This is a genomic window from Streptomyces sp. NBC_01306 (genome assembly GCF_026340465.1).
GTDB lineage: Bacteria > Actinomycetota > Actinomycetes > Streptomycetales > Streptomycetaceae > Streptomyces.
This window is the reverse complement of the sequence record NZ_JAPEPC010000001.1, coordinates 3,646,856-3,663,418: the sequence shown is the minus strand read 5'-3', so window position 1 is coordinate 3,663,418 and position 16,563 is coordinate 3,646,856. Positions and strand designations below refer to the sequence as shown.

General features: G+C 70.7%; 14 protein-coding genes. 6 read left to right on the top strand and 8 right to left on the bottom strand.

What is annotated here, in order from left to right:
- Positions 1-87: 87 nt before the first annotated feature.
- A complete protein-coding gene (locus OG385_RS16005; RefSeq protein WP_266855333.1) occupies positions 88-309 on the bottom strand; it encodes a hypothetical protein in 222 nt (73 codons plus the stop codon).
- Between the two features lie 223 nt (positions 310-532).
- On the opposite strand from OG385_RS16005, the gene OG385_RS16000 reads away from it, so the two are divergent.
- The 4 genes from OG385_RS16000 (at position 533) to OG385_RS15985 (ending at position 5,222) form a co-directional block, all read left to right on the top strand.
- A complete protein-coding gene (locus OG385_RS16000; RefSeq protein ID WP_266855332.1) occupies positions 533-985 on the top strand; it encodes a MarR family winged helix-turn-helix transcriptional regulator in 453 nt (150 codons plus the stop codon).
- Positions 986-1,045: 60 nt separating this feature from the next.
- Positions 1,046-3,580 (top strand): MFS transporter, encoded by a 2,535-nt coding sequence (locus OG385_RS15995; RefSeq protein WP_266855331.1) that lies wholly within the window; start codon positions 1,046-1,048, stop codon positions 3,578-3,580.
- A gap of 143 nt (positions 3,581-3,723) precedes the next feature.
- Positions 3,724-4,542, top strand: coding sequence for a YceI family protein (locus tag OG385_RS15990; protein ID WP_266855330.1), 819 nt, complete (start codon positions 3,724-3,726; stop codon positions 4,540-4,542).
- 209 nt (positions 4,543-4,751) lie between these two features.
- Entirely contained in the window at positions 4,752-5,222 is a 471-nt protein-coding gene (locus OG385_RS15985; RefSeq protein WP_266855329.1) for a PPOX class F420-dependent oxidoreductase, read from the top strand.
- 112 nt (positions 5,223-5,334) lie between these two features.
- Here the strand turns inward: OG385_RS15985 and OG385_RS15980 are convergent, their stop codons facing one another.
- The 3 genes from OG385_RS15980 to OG385_RS15970 form a co-directional block, all read right to left on the bottom strand.
- On the bottom strand, positions 5,335-5,823 hold the full coding sequence (locus OG385_RS15980) for a hypothetical protein (RefSeq protein WP_266855328.1): 489 nt from the start codon (positions 5,821-5,823) through the stop codon (positions 5,335-5,337).
- 102 nt (positions 5,824-5,925) lie between these two features.
- Complete coding sequence (locus OG385_RS15975; RefSeq protein ID WP_266855327.1) at positions 5,926-6,840, bottom strand: TetR/AcrR family transcriptional regulator; 915 nt, start codon at positions 6,838-6,840, stop codon at positions 5,926-5,928.
- A 48-nt stretch (positions 6,841-6,888) separates the two neighbouring features.
- Positions 6,889-8,394, bottom strand: a complete 1,506-nt coding sequence (locus OG385_RS15970; RefSeq protein ID WP_266855326.1) for an MFS transporter — start codon at positions 8,392-8,394, stop codon at positions 6,889-6,891.
- A gap of 201 nt (positions 8,395-8,595) precedes the next feature.
- On the opposite strand from OG385_RS15970, the gene OG385_RS15965 reads away from it, so the two are divergent.
- On the top strand, positions 8,596-9,429 hold the full coding sequence (locus tag OG385_RS15965) for an endonuclease/exonuclease/phosphatase family protein (protein WP_266855325.1): 834 nt from the start codon (positions 8,596-8,598) through the stop codon (positions 9,427-9,429).
- Positions 9,430-9,533: 104 nt separating this feature from the next.
- Here the strand turns inward: OG385_RS15965 and OG385_RS15960 are convergent, their stop codons facing one another.
- From OG385_RS15960 to OG385_RS15945, 4 genes are read right to left on the bottom strand one after another with little or no spacing between them, the layout of a single operon-like run.
- Positions 9,534-11,813, bottom strand: coding sequence for a glycosyltransferase family 39 protein (locus OG385_RS15960; RefSeq protein WP_266855324.1), 2,280 nt, complete (start codon positions 11,811-11,813; stop codon positions 9,534-9,536).
- The gene (locus OG385_RS15955) at positions 11,810-13,075 is read right to left on the bottom strand and encodes a bifunctional glycosyltransferase family 2/GtrA family protein (protein WP_266855323.1); all 1,266 of its coding nucleotides are present in this window, start codon (positions 13,073-13,075) and stop codon (positions 11,810-11,812) included. Before OG385_RS15955 ends, OG385_RS15960 begins: the two co-directional genes overlap by 4 nt.
- 40 nt (positions 13,076-13,115) lie before the next feature.
- Entirely contained in the window at positions 13,116-14,807 is a 1,692-nt protein-coding gene (locus OG385_RS15950) for a HAMP domain-containing sensor histidine kinase (RefSeq protein ID WP_266860913.1), read from the bottom strand.
- 9 nt (positions 14,808-14,816) lie between these two features.
- Positions 14,817-15,554, bottom strand: coding sequence for a response regulator transcription factor (locus OG385_RS15945; RefSeq protein ID WP_323183770.1), 738 nt, complete (start codon positions 15,552-15,554; stop codon positions 14,817-14,819).
- A gap of 360 nt (positions 15,555-15,914) precedes the next feature.
- Here OG385_RS15945 and OG385_RS15940 point away from each other — a divergent pair, with 360 nt between their 5' ends.
- Entirely contained in the window at positions 15,915-16,448 is a 534-nt protein-coding gene (locus OG385_RS15940; RefSeq protein ID WP_266855322.1) for an NADPH-dependent FMN reductase, read from the top strand.
- Positions 16,449-16,563: the final 115 nt, after the last annotated feature.

Sequence of the window (16,563 nt, the reverse complement as noted above, 5' to 3'; positions counted from 1 at the left end):
ACGGGACCGCTGCCGGGCAAGTGGCCCCGTACGGACCGGAGTCCGGACGCGCCGGGGCCCGCTGCGGAGCAGGAAACGGGACCAGGGTCAGCCCAGCGCGAGGAACGCGACAGCGGCCAGCACCACGATCACGGCGATGACCCCGGCGATCACGCCGATCCTCGGGCCCGACTGCTGCTGCGGAGCGGCCGCGGGCCGGGCGGCGCCCTGCGGTGCGCCCTCGTCGACAAAGGCGCGGAACATCTGAGTGCTGCCCGCGGGGTCGTGGTTGCCCTCGGGGCCTTGGGGCGCTTGGGGGTTGTGTGCCATGAGGCAGGACCCTAGCGAACCCTGCGGTTCCGCCCAACCCCCGGGCGAAGGGCGACACCTTTCGAACACCCTTCCGTCACCTCATTGACCTCACACTTGCAAACACTTTGCCTTTCCTTTGCCTTTCCTGGTTCCATTTAACTTGCCTGCAGCAACCAACGGCTTTAATGTTGCCTGGAGCAACAACATAGAGTGCTCACAGGAAGCCCACAGGGAGGTGTCCGTGGCAGCGCAGAGTCAGTACGAAGAACTGGCCAGGCAGCTGAGTGCCATCGGCGCCGTCCAGCGCGGCCTCTCCCGCATCCTTCCGCCGGAATGCCCGACCGGATCGGCCGCCGCGCTGTCCCTGCTGGGCCGGCACGGCGAGATGCGGATGAGCAGACTCGCCGAACTGCTCGCCGTAGACATGTCGGTGACCAGCCGGCATGTGGCCCACGTCGCGGAGCGCGGCTGGATCGAGCGGTCTCCGGACCCCGCCGACAAGCGCTCCCGCATCCTGCGGCTCACCCCCGCGGGCAACGACATGCTCGGCGTCCTCGCCGAGCGGTACATCGACTCTCTCGCTCGCACTCTCAGCGACTGGTCCGACGACGAGGTCGGACATCTCAACGTGCTCCTGGAACGCCTGCGCGCCAGCTTCGGCGACTGCCGGGCCTGGGCCGGACACCACGAATAAATCACCACAGACCTGCGTATCACTCGCGTATCACCGCGTAAGTAGAGACAGAGGAATGCCATGGCTACGACCACACCAGCCGGTGTGCGGGGCGGCCACGCCAAGCACGGGGGCGGTCCCGCCTCCCACGGGGGGAATCCCGCCCCCGACGGCAGTGCGCCGATGACACACCGGCAGATCATGGAGGCCCTGTCGGGCCTGCTGCTCGGTATGTTCGTCGCGATCCTGTCGTCGACGATCGTCACCAACGCGCTGCCGAAGATCGTCTCCGATCTGCACGGCAGCCAGTCCTCGTACACCTGGGTCGTGACCGCGTCCCTGCTGGCGATGACGGCGACCACCCCGCTCTGGGGCAAGCTCTCCGACCTGTTCAGCAAGAAGCTGCTCGTCCAGATAGCCCTGATCATCTACGTCCTGGGCTCGGCCGCCGCCGGGCTCTCGCAGAACTCGTCGACGCTGATCATCTTCCGCGTCGTCCAGGGCATCGGCGTCGGCGGTCTCTCCGCACTCGCGCAGATCGTCATGGCCGCGATGATCTCCCCCCGTGAGCGGGGCCGGTACAGCGGTTACCTCGGCGCCACCTTCGCGGTCGCGACCGTCGCGGGGCCGCTCCTCGGCGGTGTCATCACGGACACCAGCTGGCTCGGCTGGCGCTGGTGCTTCTACGTCGGTGTGCCCTTCGCGATCATCGCGCTGATCGTTCTGCAGAAGACCCTGAAGCTTCCCGTCATCAAGCGCGAGGTCAAGGTCGACTGGGGCGGCGCGTTCTTCATCGCCGCCGCCGTGTCGCTGCTGATGGTCTGGATCACCTTCGCCGGTGACAAGTACGACTGGATGTCCTGGCAGACGGCCGCCATGGTCGGCGGCTCGGTCGTCCTGGGACTGCTCTTCATGCTCGTCGAGTCCAAGGCGAGCGAGCCGATCATCCCGCTGCGGCTCTTCCGCAACCCGACGATCACCCTCGCCTCCATCGGCTCGCTGTTCGTCGGTGTCGCGATGTTCTCCGGCACCGTCTTCTTCAGCCAGTACTTCCAGCTGGCGCGCGGCCAGTCGCCGACGATGTCGGGTGTGATGACGATCCCGATGATCGGTGGTCTGTTCATCTCGTCGACCGTCTCGGGGCAGTTCATCACCCGGACGGGCAAGTGGAAGATCTGGCTGGTCAGCGGTGGTGTGCTGGTGACCGCCGGGCTCGGCCTGCTCTCCACCATCCGGTACGACACCACGTACTGGCACATGGCGGTCTTCATGGCCCTGATGGGTCTCGGCATCGGCATGATGATGCAGAACCTGGTGCTCTGCACGCAGAACCAGGTCTCCCAGAAGGACCTCGGCTCGGCGTCCTCCACCGTCTCGTTCTTCCGCTCCCTCGGCGGTGCGGTCGGCGTCTCGGCGCTGGGCGCGGTGCTCGCCAACCGGGTCACCCACTTCGTCACCGACGGGCTCCACGACCTCGGCCCGAAGGGCGCGGCGCTGGCCGGAAAGGGCATGTCCGACGGATCGGTTCCCGACATCGGTGCCCTGCCGCAGCCGCTGCGCACCATCATGGAAAGCGCGTACGGCCACGGCGTCGCCAACGTCTTCCTGTACGCCGCCGCCTGCGCACTGCTCGCGTTCCTGGTGACGCTCTTCATCAAGGAGGTACCTCTGCGTACCCGCGCCGTGGGCGCACCCGACCAGGAGGCACCCGCCGCAGCCGTCCCGGCAGCGGTGGCGGAGACTGTCCCTGTCAACGCCGTTCCGGCCGGCACTCTGCCGGCCCCCGCCACTCCGTACGGAAGTGGCCCGACCACTGAGGAGACGATGCCGATGCAGCCCGCCCCCACCCCAGGTATCACGATCCACGGTGTCGTCAGGGGCGCCGAGGGCGCACCGGTCGGCCAGGCGGCCGTCACGCTGATCTCGCTGGCCGGGCGCCAGCTGGGCCGCGCGATGGCGCAGGGCGACGGGGCTTACGCGGTGGACGCGCCGAGCTCCGGCTCGTACGTCCTGATCGCGTCCGCCGACGGCTTCCAGCCGCAGGCCTCCACCGTGTCCGTCGGGGACGAGGCGCTGTCGTACGACATCCTCCTCTCCGGTACGAGCGGTCTCGCAGGATCCGTGCGGTCCGCCGACGGCGGCAAGGCCGTCGAGGGCGCGATGGTCGTCGTCACCGATGTGCGCGGCGACGTGCTGGCCACCGGCACGTCCGGTGCGCAGGGCGAGTTCACCTTCAGCGAGATGATCCCCGGTTCGGTGACCGTCGCGGTGAACGCGACCGGCTTCCGGCCGATGGCCCTGCCGGTCGACGTCGGCGGCCAGGGTGTGACCCGTGTCGAGGTCACGCTGGAGTCCGGTTCGCTGGTCCAGGGTGTCGTACGCGGTGGAGCCGACCGGCGCCCGCTGCCCGACGCCCGGGTGACGCTCGTGGACGCCGCGGGCAACGTTGTCGCCACGGCGACCACCGGGACCGACGGAGCCTACGGTTTCGCCGACCTCAACTCCGGCGAGTACACGGTCATCGCGACGGGTTACCCGCCGGTGGCGGGCTCGTTGACCGTCGCGGGAAGCGGCATCGACGGACACGACATCCAACTGGCCCACCCGGGCGAGTAGTCCAGGCTGCCCCAGCGGATGCGGGGCGCGGAGGGGCCCGGCAGGACCGGCCCCCCTCCAAGCCCCGGACGTGGTGGTGGCGGGCAGGGGACGGCCCGCCACCACCGCCCGGGGCCCACTTTTTTGAAGGAGAGAGAACGGGAATGGGACTTCGCGCACAGGTACGGACGCGCGACGGCTGGGCGGTCCAGCACGCCGTGGTGACCGTGACCGACATGACCGGTGCCCAGGTACTGCGGGCGCAGGTGGGCGAGGACGGCACGGTGAGCGCCGACGCGGCTCTGGCCCCCGGCCCGCACACCGTGATCGTGACGGCCGTCGGCTACGCGCCCGCCGCGTCCACGGCCTTCGTCACGGCGAGCGGCCGTGCCGATGTCGGCACGGTGGTACTGGCCAGGCAGGGCGGCGTGGAACTCCCGCCGCCCGGCACCTGGACGCTGGACCCGGCACACTCGTCGGTGGGCGCGGTCGCCCAGCACCTGGGCATCTCCAGCGTGCACGGCCGGTTCACGGAGTTCGTGGGCCGCATCGAGATCGCCGAGGACGTCGAGAAGTCGCGGGTCGAGGCGGTCATCGCCACGGCCTCGATCGACACGGGCAACGGCATGCGCGACGGCCATCTGAAGTCCGCGGACTTCCTGGACGTCGAGAGCTACCCGCAGATCACCTACAGCAGCACCGGGATCACCCCCGCGGGCCCGGACCGCTGGACGGTCCACGGCGAACTCCAGCTGCACGGCGTCGCCCGCGAGGTCGACCTGAACCTCAGCTACCTGGGTACGGGTCCCGACCCGTGGGGCGGCGTGCGCGCGGCCTTCCACGCGACGGCCGAACTGCGCCGCGAGGACTTCAAGATGAACTACAACCAGGTCGTCCAGGCGGGTATCTCGGCCATCGGCACCACGCTCAAGGTCGAGCTGGACATCCAGGCCGTGCAGGGCGACTCACTGCCCACCGCGTAACGGCCGCACCGGCCCGCACCGGTCTTCGCGGACCCCGCCCGGCCCCCTCGGCGCCGCACTCCTCAGTGTGCGCTGCGGGGGCCGGGCGTTCTGCTGCCCGGGACGGGTGCTGGAGTGCTGGGGTGCTGGGGTGCTGGGGTGCTGGGGTGCTGGGGGAGGAGCCCGTGTGCTGCCGGACCCGTCCGTGCGGTGCGACGTATCGTGCAGCCATGGCACCCAACATCGCGACCAACACCCCCGTGGAACTGCCCGAACTGCTCGACTTCGTACGCCCCAGGCACCGGGCGATCCTGCTCACCACCCGCTCCGACGGCCGCCCCCAGGGCTCTCCGCTGACCTGCGGGGTCGACGACGCGGGCCGGATCGTCCTGTCGACCTACCCCGAGCGCGCCAAGACCCGCAATGTCCGCCGTGACGCACGGGTGAGCGTCATCGTGCTGTCGGACGAGTGGAACGGCCCGTGGGTCCAGGTCGACGGAGCGGGCGAGGTCATCGACTCACCGGACTCGGTGGAGCCGCTGGTGGAGTACTTCCGCAACATCTCCGGTGAGCACCCGGACTGGGACGAGTACCGGGCGGCCATGGTCAAGCAGGGCAAGTCGATCATCCGGATCACCCCGGAGCGGTGGAGCCCGATCGCGACCGGCGGCTTCCCGGCACGGCTGGCCGAGGACAGCTGACCGCTGCCAGCTGCGACGGGGTGGCCCGAGGGGGCGGCTCCTCGGTCGGCGGCGGCGTCGGGGCCGGCCCCCGGACCCGCTCTTCAGCCGGTACCGGGCCGCCGGGCCGGGATCACAGCGCGGCGGCCCGGCCGCGCAGCAGGAGGTTCTGCGTTCCCAGCCCGATCGCCAGGTACGCGTACAGCGACGCGACCCCCAGCGCCCCGGCACCGGCCGCATGGTCGATCCACAGCCCCAGCCCGATGTGCGCGGCCACCGAGGTCAGCCAGAGGCCCGTCGTGGCCGGTGTCCCCTTGCGCAGCACCTGGCCCGTGGGGTCGTGCCACAGCCGCACGGTCCGTGATCTGACCATGCCGAGACCCGCCGCGACGGCCAGGCTCACCGCCAGAAGGACCACGGGCAGCACGGTCAGCTGGTGGTGGTCCTCGATGACCGTGGCGATACCGAAGGCGATCCCCGCAACGCCCAGGACGCCGAGGACGGCCGGGGCGATCAGCGAGCCGTAGCGCGTCATCCGGCGGGTGCGCAGCTGCCGGAATATCACCAGGCCGACGACCACCACGGCTATGACGGGCGCGGTCCCGCCGTTCGTGCTCTGCATGTGCCAACTCCCCCTGTGGCCCGCGCCCTTGGACGGCGGGGCGGGCGGCTCACCGTCCGCTCAGTGTCCCCCGGGAGGCCGCGGAGCCGGGACCCTTTCCTCTTATGCTCCGCGTTTGGCCTCGATGCCCGCGATCAGCAGGTCGAGGGCGAAGTCGAAGTCGCGCTCCCGCATCTCCTCGACCGTGTCACCGCCGCGCGCCGCCATCAGGTCCTGGGCCTGCTCGAACGTCCGGCGCAGGGAGGGCTGTTCGCTCATGCCGCCCATGGCGTGCTGGTGGTACTCGTCCTGAGTCATCCCGGCCCGCGCACACCGGTCCCTGAAGTGGCCCTCGACGGTGCCGAACCCGTACACGAACTGGAAGACCGCGGCCAGGCCGCCGGTCTGGCCGCGCAGCGGCAGATCGGCGCTGCGCATCACTTCTTGGGACACCGCGGCGAACTTCAGCGCGTGCGGGCCGATGTTGAGGAACACGCCGACGAGCGGGGAGACCCACGGGTGGCGCACCAGAACGCTCCGGTATCCGGCGGCGAGGCGCCGCAGCTGAATGCGCCAGTCGGCCCCGCCCTCCGTTCCGTCAGGCCCGGTCTCCGTTCCGTCAGGCCCGGTCTCCGTTCCGTCAGGCTCGGTCTCGGTGCCGGTCTCGGTGCCGGTGCCGGTCTCGGTCTCGGTGCCGGTCTCGGTCTCAGTGCCGGTGCCGGTGCCGGTCTCGGTGCCGTCCACCGTTCCTGGCAGCACCAGTTCGCCCATCACCGCGTCCAGGGCCAGTTCGAGGAGGTCGTCCTTGGTGTCCACGTACCAGTAGACCGACATCGCTGTGACGCCCAGCTCGGCGGCGAGACGGCGCATGGAGAACTTCGCGAGGCCCTCGGAGTCCAGCAGCCGGACCGTCGCCGCGGTGATCTTGTCCAGGTCGAGCCCGGCCGGCTGATCCGTTCTGCGGGTGCGTGTCGCCTTTCCGCCCAGCCAGACACTGGCCCGCGCGGGACCCTTCGCGCGGTCGGCCGCAGTCACCATGGCGCGCCTCCTCCGGAACGTGTGGATCCACCGGTACCGATACCGATGTTAGGCCGCCGCTCCCGGTGCATCCGCCCGCTCGGCCCGCCGGAGGAGCACCGCGGCCAGCAGCCCGCCCGCAAGTACCGCTGCGGCGCCCACCAGTTGGCTGGTCTGCAAACCTGAGGCAAAAGCGTCCGCGACCCGGCTGCGCTCGCCCGGACCGTCGGCGGCGGCGAGAGCCGCGGGCAGCGAGGCCGCGCCCAGCGCCGCCGGCAGCAGGGCGGCGAAACGGGAGTTGAGTACGGCGCCGAGCACCGCGACACCGAGACCGTTGCCGAATTCGGCCAAGGTGCCGTTGACGCCCGCGCCGACCCCGGCCTTCTCCGGCGGGATCGCGCTCATGATCGCGTTGGCCATCGCGGGCATGGCGAACGCGATACCCGCGCCCATGACCACGAGACCGAGCAGCATTCCCGGATAACTGTCCCCGCCGAGCAGCGCGATGGCCACCAGACCGGCGGCGAGCGCGGTCATCCCGGTGGCGATGGTGCCGGGCGTACCCAGCCGGGGCAGCAGCTTGGCCGAGACCCCGGTGAGGTTCAGCGCCACGATGGTGAGGGCCAGGGGTGCGGTCCGCAGCCCCGCGTCCAACGGCCCGTACCCGAGCACGAACTGCAGGTGCTGGGTGAGCAGGAAGAGCGAGCCGCCCATGCCGAAGGCGACGAGGACCGCCCCGGCGACGGCGCCGACGAAGCGCTGGTTACGGAAGAAGTGCATGTCCAGCATGGGGAACGGGATGTGCAGCTCCCAGGCAACGAACCCGGCCAGGAAGACGATGCCGACGGCGGCCGCGACGAGGACATGAGTGGAGGCCCAGCCGTGCGCGGGGCCCGAGATGATCGCGTACACGACCGCGGTCATGCCCACCGTGGAGAGCAGCGCGCCGAGCAGGTCGGGGCGGTCACCGGCCGGGTTCTTGGACTCCGGTACGAGGCCGACGACCGCGGCGAGCGCGATGACGGCCACCGGGATGTTGACCAGGAAGATCGCGCCCCACCAGAAGTGGTCGAGCAGCGCCCCGCCGATGAGCGGTCCGGCGGCGAAGCCGAGTGAGTTGACCGTGGACCAGAGGCCGATGGCCCTGACGCGCTCGGTGTTGTCGAAGATCTGGACGACGACGGCGAGGGTGGTGGTCATCAGCAGGGCGCCGCCGATGCCCATGCCCGCGCGGGCCGCGATCAGCTGACCGGTGGACTGGGCGAGCCCGGCGACGAGCGACCCGGCCCCGAAGAGCGTGAGGCCCGCGATCAGCATCTTCTTGCGGCCGTACCGGTCCGCGGAGCTGCCCGCGGTGAGCAGCAGACCGGACTGCACCAGCGAGTACGCGTTGATCATCCACTGGATGTCGGCGGTGGACGCGTGCAGATCGCGGGTGAGCGAGGGGATCGCGACGTTGAGGACGGTGTTGTCGAGCAGCACGGTGAGCTCGGCGAGACAGATCACTCCGAGGATCACCCAGCGCTGGGGGTGCCGGGTGGTGGCGCTCTCGTGCTCGGCGGCGGTGGCCGTCATGCCGGGCTCCTGATTCGTGGGGCCGCGAAGTCGCGACGTGGTGGTCGGATCGGGGGGCGTGGGGTCGTGTGGTCGCGACGGCATGGAGTCGCGGGGCAGGGGGCGCGAAGTCGCGAGACCCTGGAGTCGTACACCGTAGAGGACGGTCTTCTACGGTGTAAATTCGTTTTGCGCCGAGCCGCTTCCGGGTAGCTACGTCCGATGAAGCTGACTGCTCGTGTTGCTGAAGTGCTTCTGGTCTCAGGTGTCCTCGCCGCGACGATCGCGCCCCCGGCGCAGGCGCAGGCACCTGCCCCCGCTCGCGCCCACGCCCGCGACGTCCCGCTGCGGGTCGCCTCGTACAACATCCATGCGGGCGCCGGGATGGACAACGTCTTCGACCTCGACCGGCAGGCGGCGGCCCTGCGCGCGATGCACGCCGACGTGATCGGGCTTGAGGAGGTCGACGTCCACTGGGCCGCTCGCAGCGAGTGGCGGGACGTGGCGGGCGAGCTGGCGAAGCGGCTCGGGATGCAGATGTCCTTCGCCCCGATATACAGCATCGACGGGCGGGAGTTCGGGGTGGCGGTGCTCTCGAAGTACCGCATCCTGAAAGCCGTGAACCACAAGATCACCCGCCTCTCCACCCAGGACCCGAACCCGGTTCCGGCGCCGGCCCCCGGCTTCGGTGAGGTCGAGCTACGGGTGAAGGGCGTACCGCTGCATGTGTACGTGACGCATCTGGACTACCGCGTCGACCCCTCCGTACGGGTGAGCCAGGTCGCCGACACCCGCCGCATCATGGGCCGTGACCGGAACCGGAAGATCCTCCTGGGCGACTTCAACGCGACCCCGGACGCGCCCGAGCTGGCGCCGCTGTGGCGCGAACTGACGGATGTGGAGCCGGGCGCACCGACGTTCCCGGCGCTGAAGCCGGTGAAGCGGATCGACTACGTGGCGGTGTCGCACGGGGTGGGGGTGCGCGGCGCGGAGGTGCCCGACACGCTCGCGTCCGACCATCGGCCGATCGTGGCGGACCTGTCGCTGCGGCGGTAGGCGAAGCGAAGCGGGAGAGGAAGCAGAGGCTAAAGCGGAAGCACGCAAAGGGGTGGGACGGGGGAGAAGATCTCCCCGCCCCACCCCTTCCGGTTTCCCGTCCGTCAGCTGCCCGAGGTTCCGGAGCTGCCGGAGGTGCCGGAGCTGCCGGTGCTCGCCTTCACCTGCGTCAGGTCGTACAGCGTCACCGACCCCACCGTCACCTTCACGAACCGTCCCTCGACCCAGGACGTGATCTTCGAAGCGGCGCCGCTGCCGGATCCGCCGCGGCCCATTCCGCCACCCATTCCGCCGCCTGCGACGAAGTAGTGGATCTTCCCGTCCGTCACGTCCTTCTTGAACTGCGTGAGCGTGGGGGAGGGATCGCTGCCGTTGAAGCCGCCGATCGCCATGACCGGCTTCTGGGTCGCGAGCTGGTAACTCGCGGCGTTCTGCGAGCCGATCGCTGCGGCCATCCAGGTGTAATCGTCGGCGTGCGCACTGATCTTGGTCTTGACCTTGGCGCTGACCTGCTGGCCGTCGAGCAGACCGCCCATACCGCCACCGCCCCGGCCACCGAAGCCGCGCTCGGCCATCCAGCCGCCCGGCGCGCCGCCGAACCGGCCCTGGCCGGTCTGCGACTGACCCTGGCCCTGCTGACCGTTCCCCAGCCGGCCCATCGGCGGCTGACCCGTCCGGCCGCCCGAGCCATTACCCGGGGCCTGACCATTCGCCCCGGTCTGACCGTTCATTCCTGTCCGACCGGCCTGCCCGGCCTGACCGGCCTTCCCGGTGGGTGTCTGTCCCATCCTCGGGCCGCCCCAGCCACCGCCGTCCCGGCCGCCCCGGCCGGGGAAGCCGCCCATGCCGCCCATCCGGCTCGCGCCCGCCGGACCCGCGGTCACGATCGACCCGGTGTGCCCGGTGTTCAGCGTGGACACCGTGTACGCGAACGGCGCGGCCAGCGAAGCCACCAGGCCCACGCCCGCGGCGCTCAGCGCGAACCTGCGGTTCCACCGGCCGGCCACCGCCAGGCCGACCGCCGCAACGAGCCCCACGACCAGCACCGCCCAGCGCAGCCAGGGCAGATAGTCCGGCGTCCGGCCGAGCAGCACATACGCCCAGACCGCGGTCGCCGCGACCACCACACCCAGCACCGCCGACCACACGAACCGGCCGCGCTCCTCCCAGAGGACCGTGACGCCCATCCCGACGAGGGCGGCGAGGTACGGCGCCAGCGCCACCGTGTAGTACTGGTGGAAGATCCCGGCCATGAAGCTGAAGATCAGCAGGGTCATCAGCAGCGCGCTGCCCCACACCAGGAACGCCCCGCGCGCGGTCTCCGTACGCTTCGCCCGCCAGGTGATGACGATTCCCGCGACGAGCAGGATGAGCGCGGCGGGCAGCAGCCACGAAATCTGGCTGCCGATCTCGGAGTTGAACATCCGGTCGAGACCGGTCTCACCCCAGCCGCCGCCCCCCATACCCCGGCCGCCACCGCCACCGCCACCGCCGACGCTGCCGGTCTCATCGCCGCTGATCCGGCCGAGCCCGTTGTAGCCGAAGGTCAGCTCCAGGAACGAGTTGTTCTGCGAGCCGCCGATGTACGGGCGGGAGGACGCGGGCCACAGTTCGACGATCGCCGTCCACCAGCCGCCCGCGACCACCATCGCCCCTGCGGACAGGCCGATCTGGCCCAGCCGCCTGCGTACCGTCGTGGGTGCGAACACCCCGTACACGACAGCCAGCGGCGGCAGGATCAGGAACGCCTGGAGCGTCTTGGTCAGGAAGGCGAAGCCGATCGCCACGCCCGCCCACACCAGCCACTTGGTCCGGCCGTCCTCCAGCGCACGCAGCACGAAGTAGATGGTGACCGTCATCAGCAGCGCGAGCAGCGCGTCGGGGTTGTTGAAGCGGAACATCAGCGCGGCGACCGGAGTCGTCGCCAGCACCACGCCGGCGATGAGCCCCGCAGCCGCGCTGAACCGCCGCCGCACCGCCGCGTACAGCACCGCGACCGTGCCGACGCCCATCAGCACCTGCGGGACGAGGATCGCCCACGAACTCAGCCCGAAGATCCGTACCGAGAGCGCCATCGGCCAGAGGGCGGCCGGGGGTTTGTCGACGGTGATGGCGTTGGCCGAGTCGAGCGAGCCGAAGAAGAGGGCCTTCCAGCTCACCCCGCCGGCCTGGGCCGCCGCGGAGTAGAAGGAGTTGGCGTAACCGGAGGCGCTGAGGTCCCAGAGGTACGCCACGAAGGTGAGCAGCAGCAGCCCGAGGAACGCGGGCCGCACCCAGCGCGGGTCCTCGGCGCGTCCGCGCCACAGCCGGGCGATGCGCGCCTGCCCGGACGGCGGCGAAACAGCCTCCGGGATCTGATGGGTAGGGATATCGGCGGTGGTCATCGTGCAGTCCTCGGGTCGTCGGTGCGCCGCTCGGGGAACACCCAGGCGCGGAAGAGCAGGAAACGCAGCACCGTCGCTGCGAGGTTGGCCGCGATCAGCACCGCGAGCTCGGTGCCGTGCGAGGGGTCGTCGGACGCCGCGCCGAGCGCGGCGAGGGACCCGCTGGTGAGGGCGAGGCCGATCGCGAACACGACCAGCCCCTGGGCCTGGTGGCGTACCGCGCTGTCGCGCCCGCTCACCCCGAAGGTGAGTCTCCGGTTGGCGGCGGTGTTGATCAGCGCCGAGACCAGCAGGGCGCCCGCGTTGGCCAGTTGGGGGCTCACCTCCGTACGGAACAGGGAGTACAGCAGCAGATAGAGCAGCGTGGAGAGCGCACCGACGACACAGAAACCGACCAGCTGCCGGGCCAGTCCCCCGGGCACGCCGGTCAGTTCGCGGTCGCGCGGGTCGTCCCCGAAGGGGCGCGCGAGCCGGTCCAGCGGGAGCGCGCCGACCCCCAGCGCGCGCCCCACCCGCCAGACGCCCTTGAGGTCGTCGACGGCCGTCCGCACGATGTGCACGGTGGACTCCGGGTCGTCGACCCAGTCGACCGGCACCTCATGGATCCGCAACCCGGCGCGTTCGGCGACCACCAGCATCTCGGTGTCGAAGAACCATCCGGTGTCCTCGACCATCGGCAGCAGCCGCTGCGCGACATCCCGGCGGATGGCCTTGAATCCGCACTGGGCGTCGCTGAACCGGGCGGAGAGCGACGAGCGCAGGATCAGGTTGTACGCGCGCGAGATGAACTCGCGCTTGGGACCGCGCACCACTCTCGAACTCCGCGCCAGCCGGGAGCCGATGGCCAGATCGGAGTGCCCGGAGATCAGCGGGGCCACCAGGGGCAGCAGCGCGTTGAGGCCGGTGGAGAGATCGACGTCCATATAGGCGAGAACGGGGGAGTCGGATGCGGACCACACACTCCGCAGCGCCCGCCCGCGCCCCTTCTGGTCGAGCCGGACGGCCCGTACCTCGTCCAGCATGTCCTCAAGCCCCGCGGCCACCTCGGGGGTCCGGTCGGTGCTCGCGTTGTCGGCGATCGTGATCCGGAAGCTGTACGGGAAGGTCCCGGCGAGATGGTCGCGGAGCCGCAGCACACACGGTTCGAGGTCCTTCTCCTCGTTGTACACGGGGATCACCACATCGAGCACCGGGGCGTCGGCCGCTGTCACGGGGAGATGCTCCCGTGCCGGCAGGGTGCCCGGAGAAGTGTCGGTTCGCATACCGACGACACTCGCCAGCGGCGCTGTCACCCCTGTGTGGTCAACCTGTGGTGGGGCTGTGAGTCGGGGGGTGCGGGGCGGGGACGGTGGGTGGATGCGCCGGAATCGCGGGGGCGGCGGGGGGCGCCGGAACCGACGGGGTCCCCGGAATCGCCGGGATGGCCGGGGCAGTGGGAGCAGCGGGAGCCGTAGGAACCACCGGAGCCGTGGGAACCACCGGAGCCGTAGGAACCACCGGAGCCGTAGGAACCACCGGATCCCCCAGACTCTCCCGGACCCCCGGAACCCCCGGCAGCCTGACCGCGAACTCCGTGCGGCCCGGCACACTCCGTACGGTCACCGCCCCGCCGTGCGCCACCACGACCGCCTGCACGATCGCGAGACCGAGCCCGGTCGAACCGGCGTTCCGCGACCGTGAGGCATCCCCGCGGGCGAACCGTTCGAAGACGTGCGGGAGCAACTCGACCGGAATGCCAGGGCCGTCGTCCAGCACCTCCACCAGCACCCAGCCCCCGTCCCGCCGTACCCGTGCGGTGACAGTGGTGCCGGGCGGGGTGTGCGTACGGGCATTGGCCAGCAGATTCACCAGAACCTGCTGGATGCGGGGTCCGTCGGCCGGCACCAGGGCGGGGTCGTCGGGCAGTTCGAGCCGCCAGGTGTGGTCCTGGCCCGCCGCGCGCGCATCGCTCACCGCGTCGACCACGAGCGGGGAGAGATCAGTGCTCTCGTACGCGAGCGGGGACAGTCCAGTGCCCTCGTACGCGAGCGGGCGTCCCGCGTCCAGCCGTGCGAGCAGCAGCAGATCCTCCACCAGACCGGTCATCCGCCCGGCCTCCGACTCGATGCGGCCCAGCGCGTGCCGGGTGTCCGGTCCGGTCTCCTCGCCGCCGCGCCGGGTGAGCTCGGCATAGCCGCGGATGGAGGCCAGCGGGGTCCGCAGCTCATGACTGGCATCGGCGACGAACTGCCGTACCCGTGTCTCGCTCTCCTGCCGGGCGGCCAGCGCCGAACCCACATGGCCCAGCATCCGGTTGAGCGCCGCGCCGACCTGCCCGACCTCCGTCCGGGGATCGGCCTCGGCGTCGGGGACGTGTTCCAGCGGGGCCACCTCACCGCTGTGCAGCGGGAGTTCGGAGACCCGGGTCGCGGTCGCCGCGACCCGCCTGAGCGGGCGCAGCGCTATTCCGACCAGCGCGGTCCCGGTGATGGCGGCCGCGAGCAGCCCGGCCGCTGTGACACAGACCTCGACCACGATCAGGGTGGTGACGGTGGACTGGACACCGGTCAGCGGGAAGCCGAGCACAAACGTGCCGCTGCTGGAGGAGATAGCCCGGAAGTCCCCGAGGCCGGGGAGCGAGACGGTGTGCGGATACCCGTCCCTGGGGACCGATTCCAGTGCGTCGAGCTGGTCGTCGCCGAGTGGCGAGCTGTCGGGCCGGGCGCCCGGTGTGGCGACGCTCTTCACCCCGTCCACCAGGTCGTCGCTGTCGACGACGGTGTGGCCGCCGACGGATCCTATCGGCAGCCCGGGCTGCTGGACGATGGAACGGTCGCCGCCCATCGGATCGTGGTCGGGCCGCTGGGCCGCCGCCAGCAGCTGCTTGTCCAGCTGCCGCTCCAGATTGGAGTGCATGGCTATCGTGGTGACCGTACCGATCACGGCCACCACCACGGCGATCAGCGCCACGGCCGAGACGACGAGCCTCGTACGCAGCGACCAGCGCCGCCGCACCGACACCGGCTACTCCCCGGGCTTGATCAGATATCCGGCCCCGCGCCGGGTGTGGATCATCGGCGTACGCCCCGCGTCGATCTTGCGCCGGAGGTACGAGATGTAGAGCTCGACGACGTTGGCCTGGCCGCCGAAGTCGTACGACCAGACCCGGTCGAGGATCTGCGCCTTGGAGAGCACCCGGCGCGGGTTGCGCATCAGGAAGCGCAGCAACTCGAACTCGGTCGCGGTCAGATGGATGTTGGTCCCGCCCCTGGTGACGTCGTGGCTGTCCTCGTCGAGGGTCAGGTCACCGACGGCGAGCACCGACTCGCTGCGCTGTGCGCCCGTACCTGACCTGCGGATCAGCCCGCGCAGTCTGGCCACGACCTCCTCCAGGCTGAACGGCTTGGTCACATAGTCGTCGCCGCCCGCCGTCAGACCCGCGATCCGGTCCGCCACGGCATCCTTGGCGGTCAGGAAGAGCACCGGCACATCGGGCAGCTCGCGGCGCATCCGGCCGAGCACGGCGATACCGTCCATGTCGGGGAGCATCACATCGAGCACCACGGCATCGGGCCGGAACTCCCGCGCGGTCCGCACGGCTCCGGCCCCGTCACCGGCGCTGCGCACCTGCCAGCCCTCATAGCGCAGCGCCATGGAGAGCAGCTCCGCGAGCGAGGCTTCGTCGTCCACGACGAGAACGCGCACCGCGGTGCCGTCGGGCCTGCACATTTCGGTACGCCCCTGGGGCGAGGTCGTAGTCATGGGCCCAGCCTCCGAGCTACCTCTGAGAGACCCCTTTCCCCAACCTGTGAAATTCCTGAGAAACGCCCGCACCCGCAGACGGCACGCCCCCGGCCGAACGGCCCCACCACACACAGCCCTGTCCGGCGCCCCCCTCCTCCTTCGCTCCCCTCCTCCCTCATCCCCTCATCCCCTCCCCAGCCGGGGCCGCCCCACCACGGGCGGGGCTGTCCCTATCCCAGCCGGGGCTGTCCACCTCGGGCCGGGCTGCCCCGATGCCCGGCGCTGCCCGGCCCCCGAACGGCCCACCCTCCGGGGCTGTACATACGGTCACTCCCGGCCTGACGTACGGTCGCTCCGGCCCTCACGTACGGTCGCCCCATGCGGATCCTCACCCTGTCGGGCAGCCTGCGCGCCCGTTCCACCAACGGCGCCCTGCTGCATGCGGCCGGGTCCCTGGCCACGGCCGACGGGGCGGCCGTCACGACGGCCGACATCGGCGGACTGCCCCACTTCAACCCGGACCTCGACGGCGAGGGCGCCGTGCCCCCGGCCCCGGTGGCGGCCCTGCGGAAGTCCGTGGCCGAGGCGGACGCGGTGCTGGTCGTGAGCCCCGAGTACGCGCACGGCGTGCCCGGCGTACTGAAGAACGCCCTGGACTGGCTGGTCAGCAGCGGCGAGCTCATCGACCGCAGGGTCGGCGTGATCACCGCGTCACCCAGCCCGACGGGCGGCGACTACGCCAACACCCAACTGCGCGAGACACTGCGGATGATGACCGGCACCGTGGTCGATGAGGCCTGCCTGATGGTCGGAACAGTCACCACCAGGCTCGACCGGGACACGGGCGAGATCACGGACCCGGAACTCACGACACAGCTCAAGGCAGCACTGAAGGCACTGACGACGCCCTGACCAAGCGCTCCCGCCCCCACCTGCAACAGAACAACCCGAGCAGCAACGCCGCGACCGGACCCACCCAGCCCAGACCAGACCAGACCAGACCAAAATAACGGGCCAAATCACCTCA

Coding starts and splice junctions, on each gene's coding strand:
- OG385_RS15975 (WP_266855327.1), bottom strand. CDS start 6,840: ATGGTGACTGCGGCCGACCGCGCGAAGGGTCCCGCGCGGGCCAGTGTC.
- OG385_RS15990 (WP_266855330.1), top strand. CDS start 3,724: ATGGGACTTCGCGCACAGGTACGGACGCGCGACGGCTGGGCGGTCCAG.
- OG385_RS15960 (WP_266855324.1), bottom strand. CDS start 11,813: ATGACCACCGCCGATATCCCTACCCATCAGATCCCGGAGGCTGTTTCG.
- OG385_RS15965 (WP_266855325.1), top strand. CDS start 8,596: ATGAAGCTGACTGCTCGTGTTGCTGAAGTGCTTCTGGTCTCAGGTGTC.
- OG385_RS15940 (WP_266855322.1), top strand. CDS start 15,915: ATGCGGATCCTCACCCTGTCGGGCAGCCTGCGCGCCCGTTCCACCAAC.
- OG385_RS15980 (WP_266855328.1), bottom strand. CDS start 5,823: ATGCAGAGCACGAACGGCGGGACCGCGCCCGTCATAGCCGTGGTGGTC.
- OG385_RS15945 (WP_323183770.1), bottom strand. CDS start 15,554: ATGACTACGACCTCGCCCCAGGGGCGTACCGAAATGTGCAGGCCCGAC.
- OG385_RS15985 (WP_266855329.1), top strand. CDS start 4,752: ATGGCACCCAACATCGCGACCAACACCCCCGTGGAACTGCCCGAACTG.
- OG385_RS15995 (WP_266855331.1), top strand. CDS start 1,046: ATGGCTACGACCACACCAGCCGGTGTGCGGGGCGGCCACGCCAAGCAC.
- OG385_RS15955 (WP_266855323.1), bottom strand. CDS start 13,075: ATGCGAACCGACACTTCTCCGGGCACCCTGCCGGCACGGGAGCATCTC.
- OG385_RS15970 (WP_266855326.1), bottom strand. CDS start 8,394: ATGACGGCCACCGCCGCCGAGCACGAGAGCGCCACCACCCGGCACCCC.
- OG385_RS16005 (WP_266855333.1), bottom strand. CDS start 309: ATGGCACACAACCCCCAAGCGCCCCAAGGCCCCGAGGGCAACCACGAC.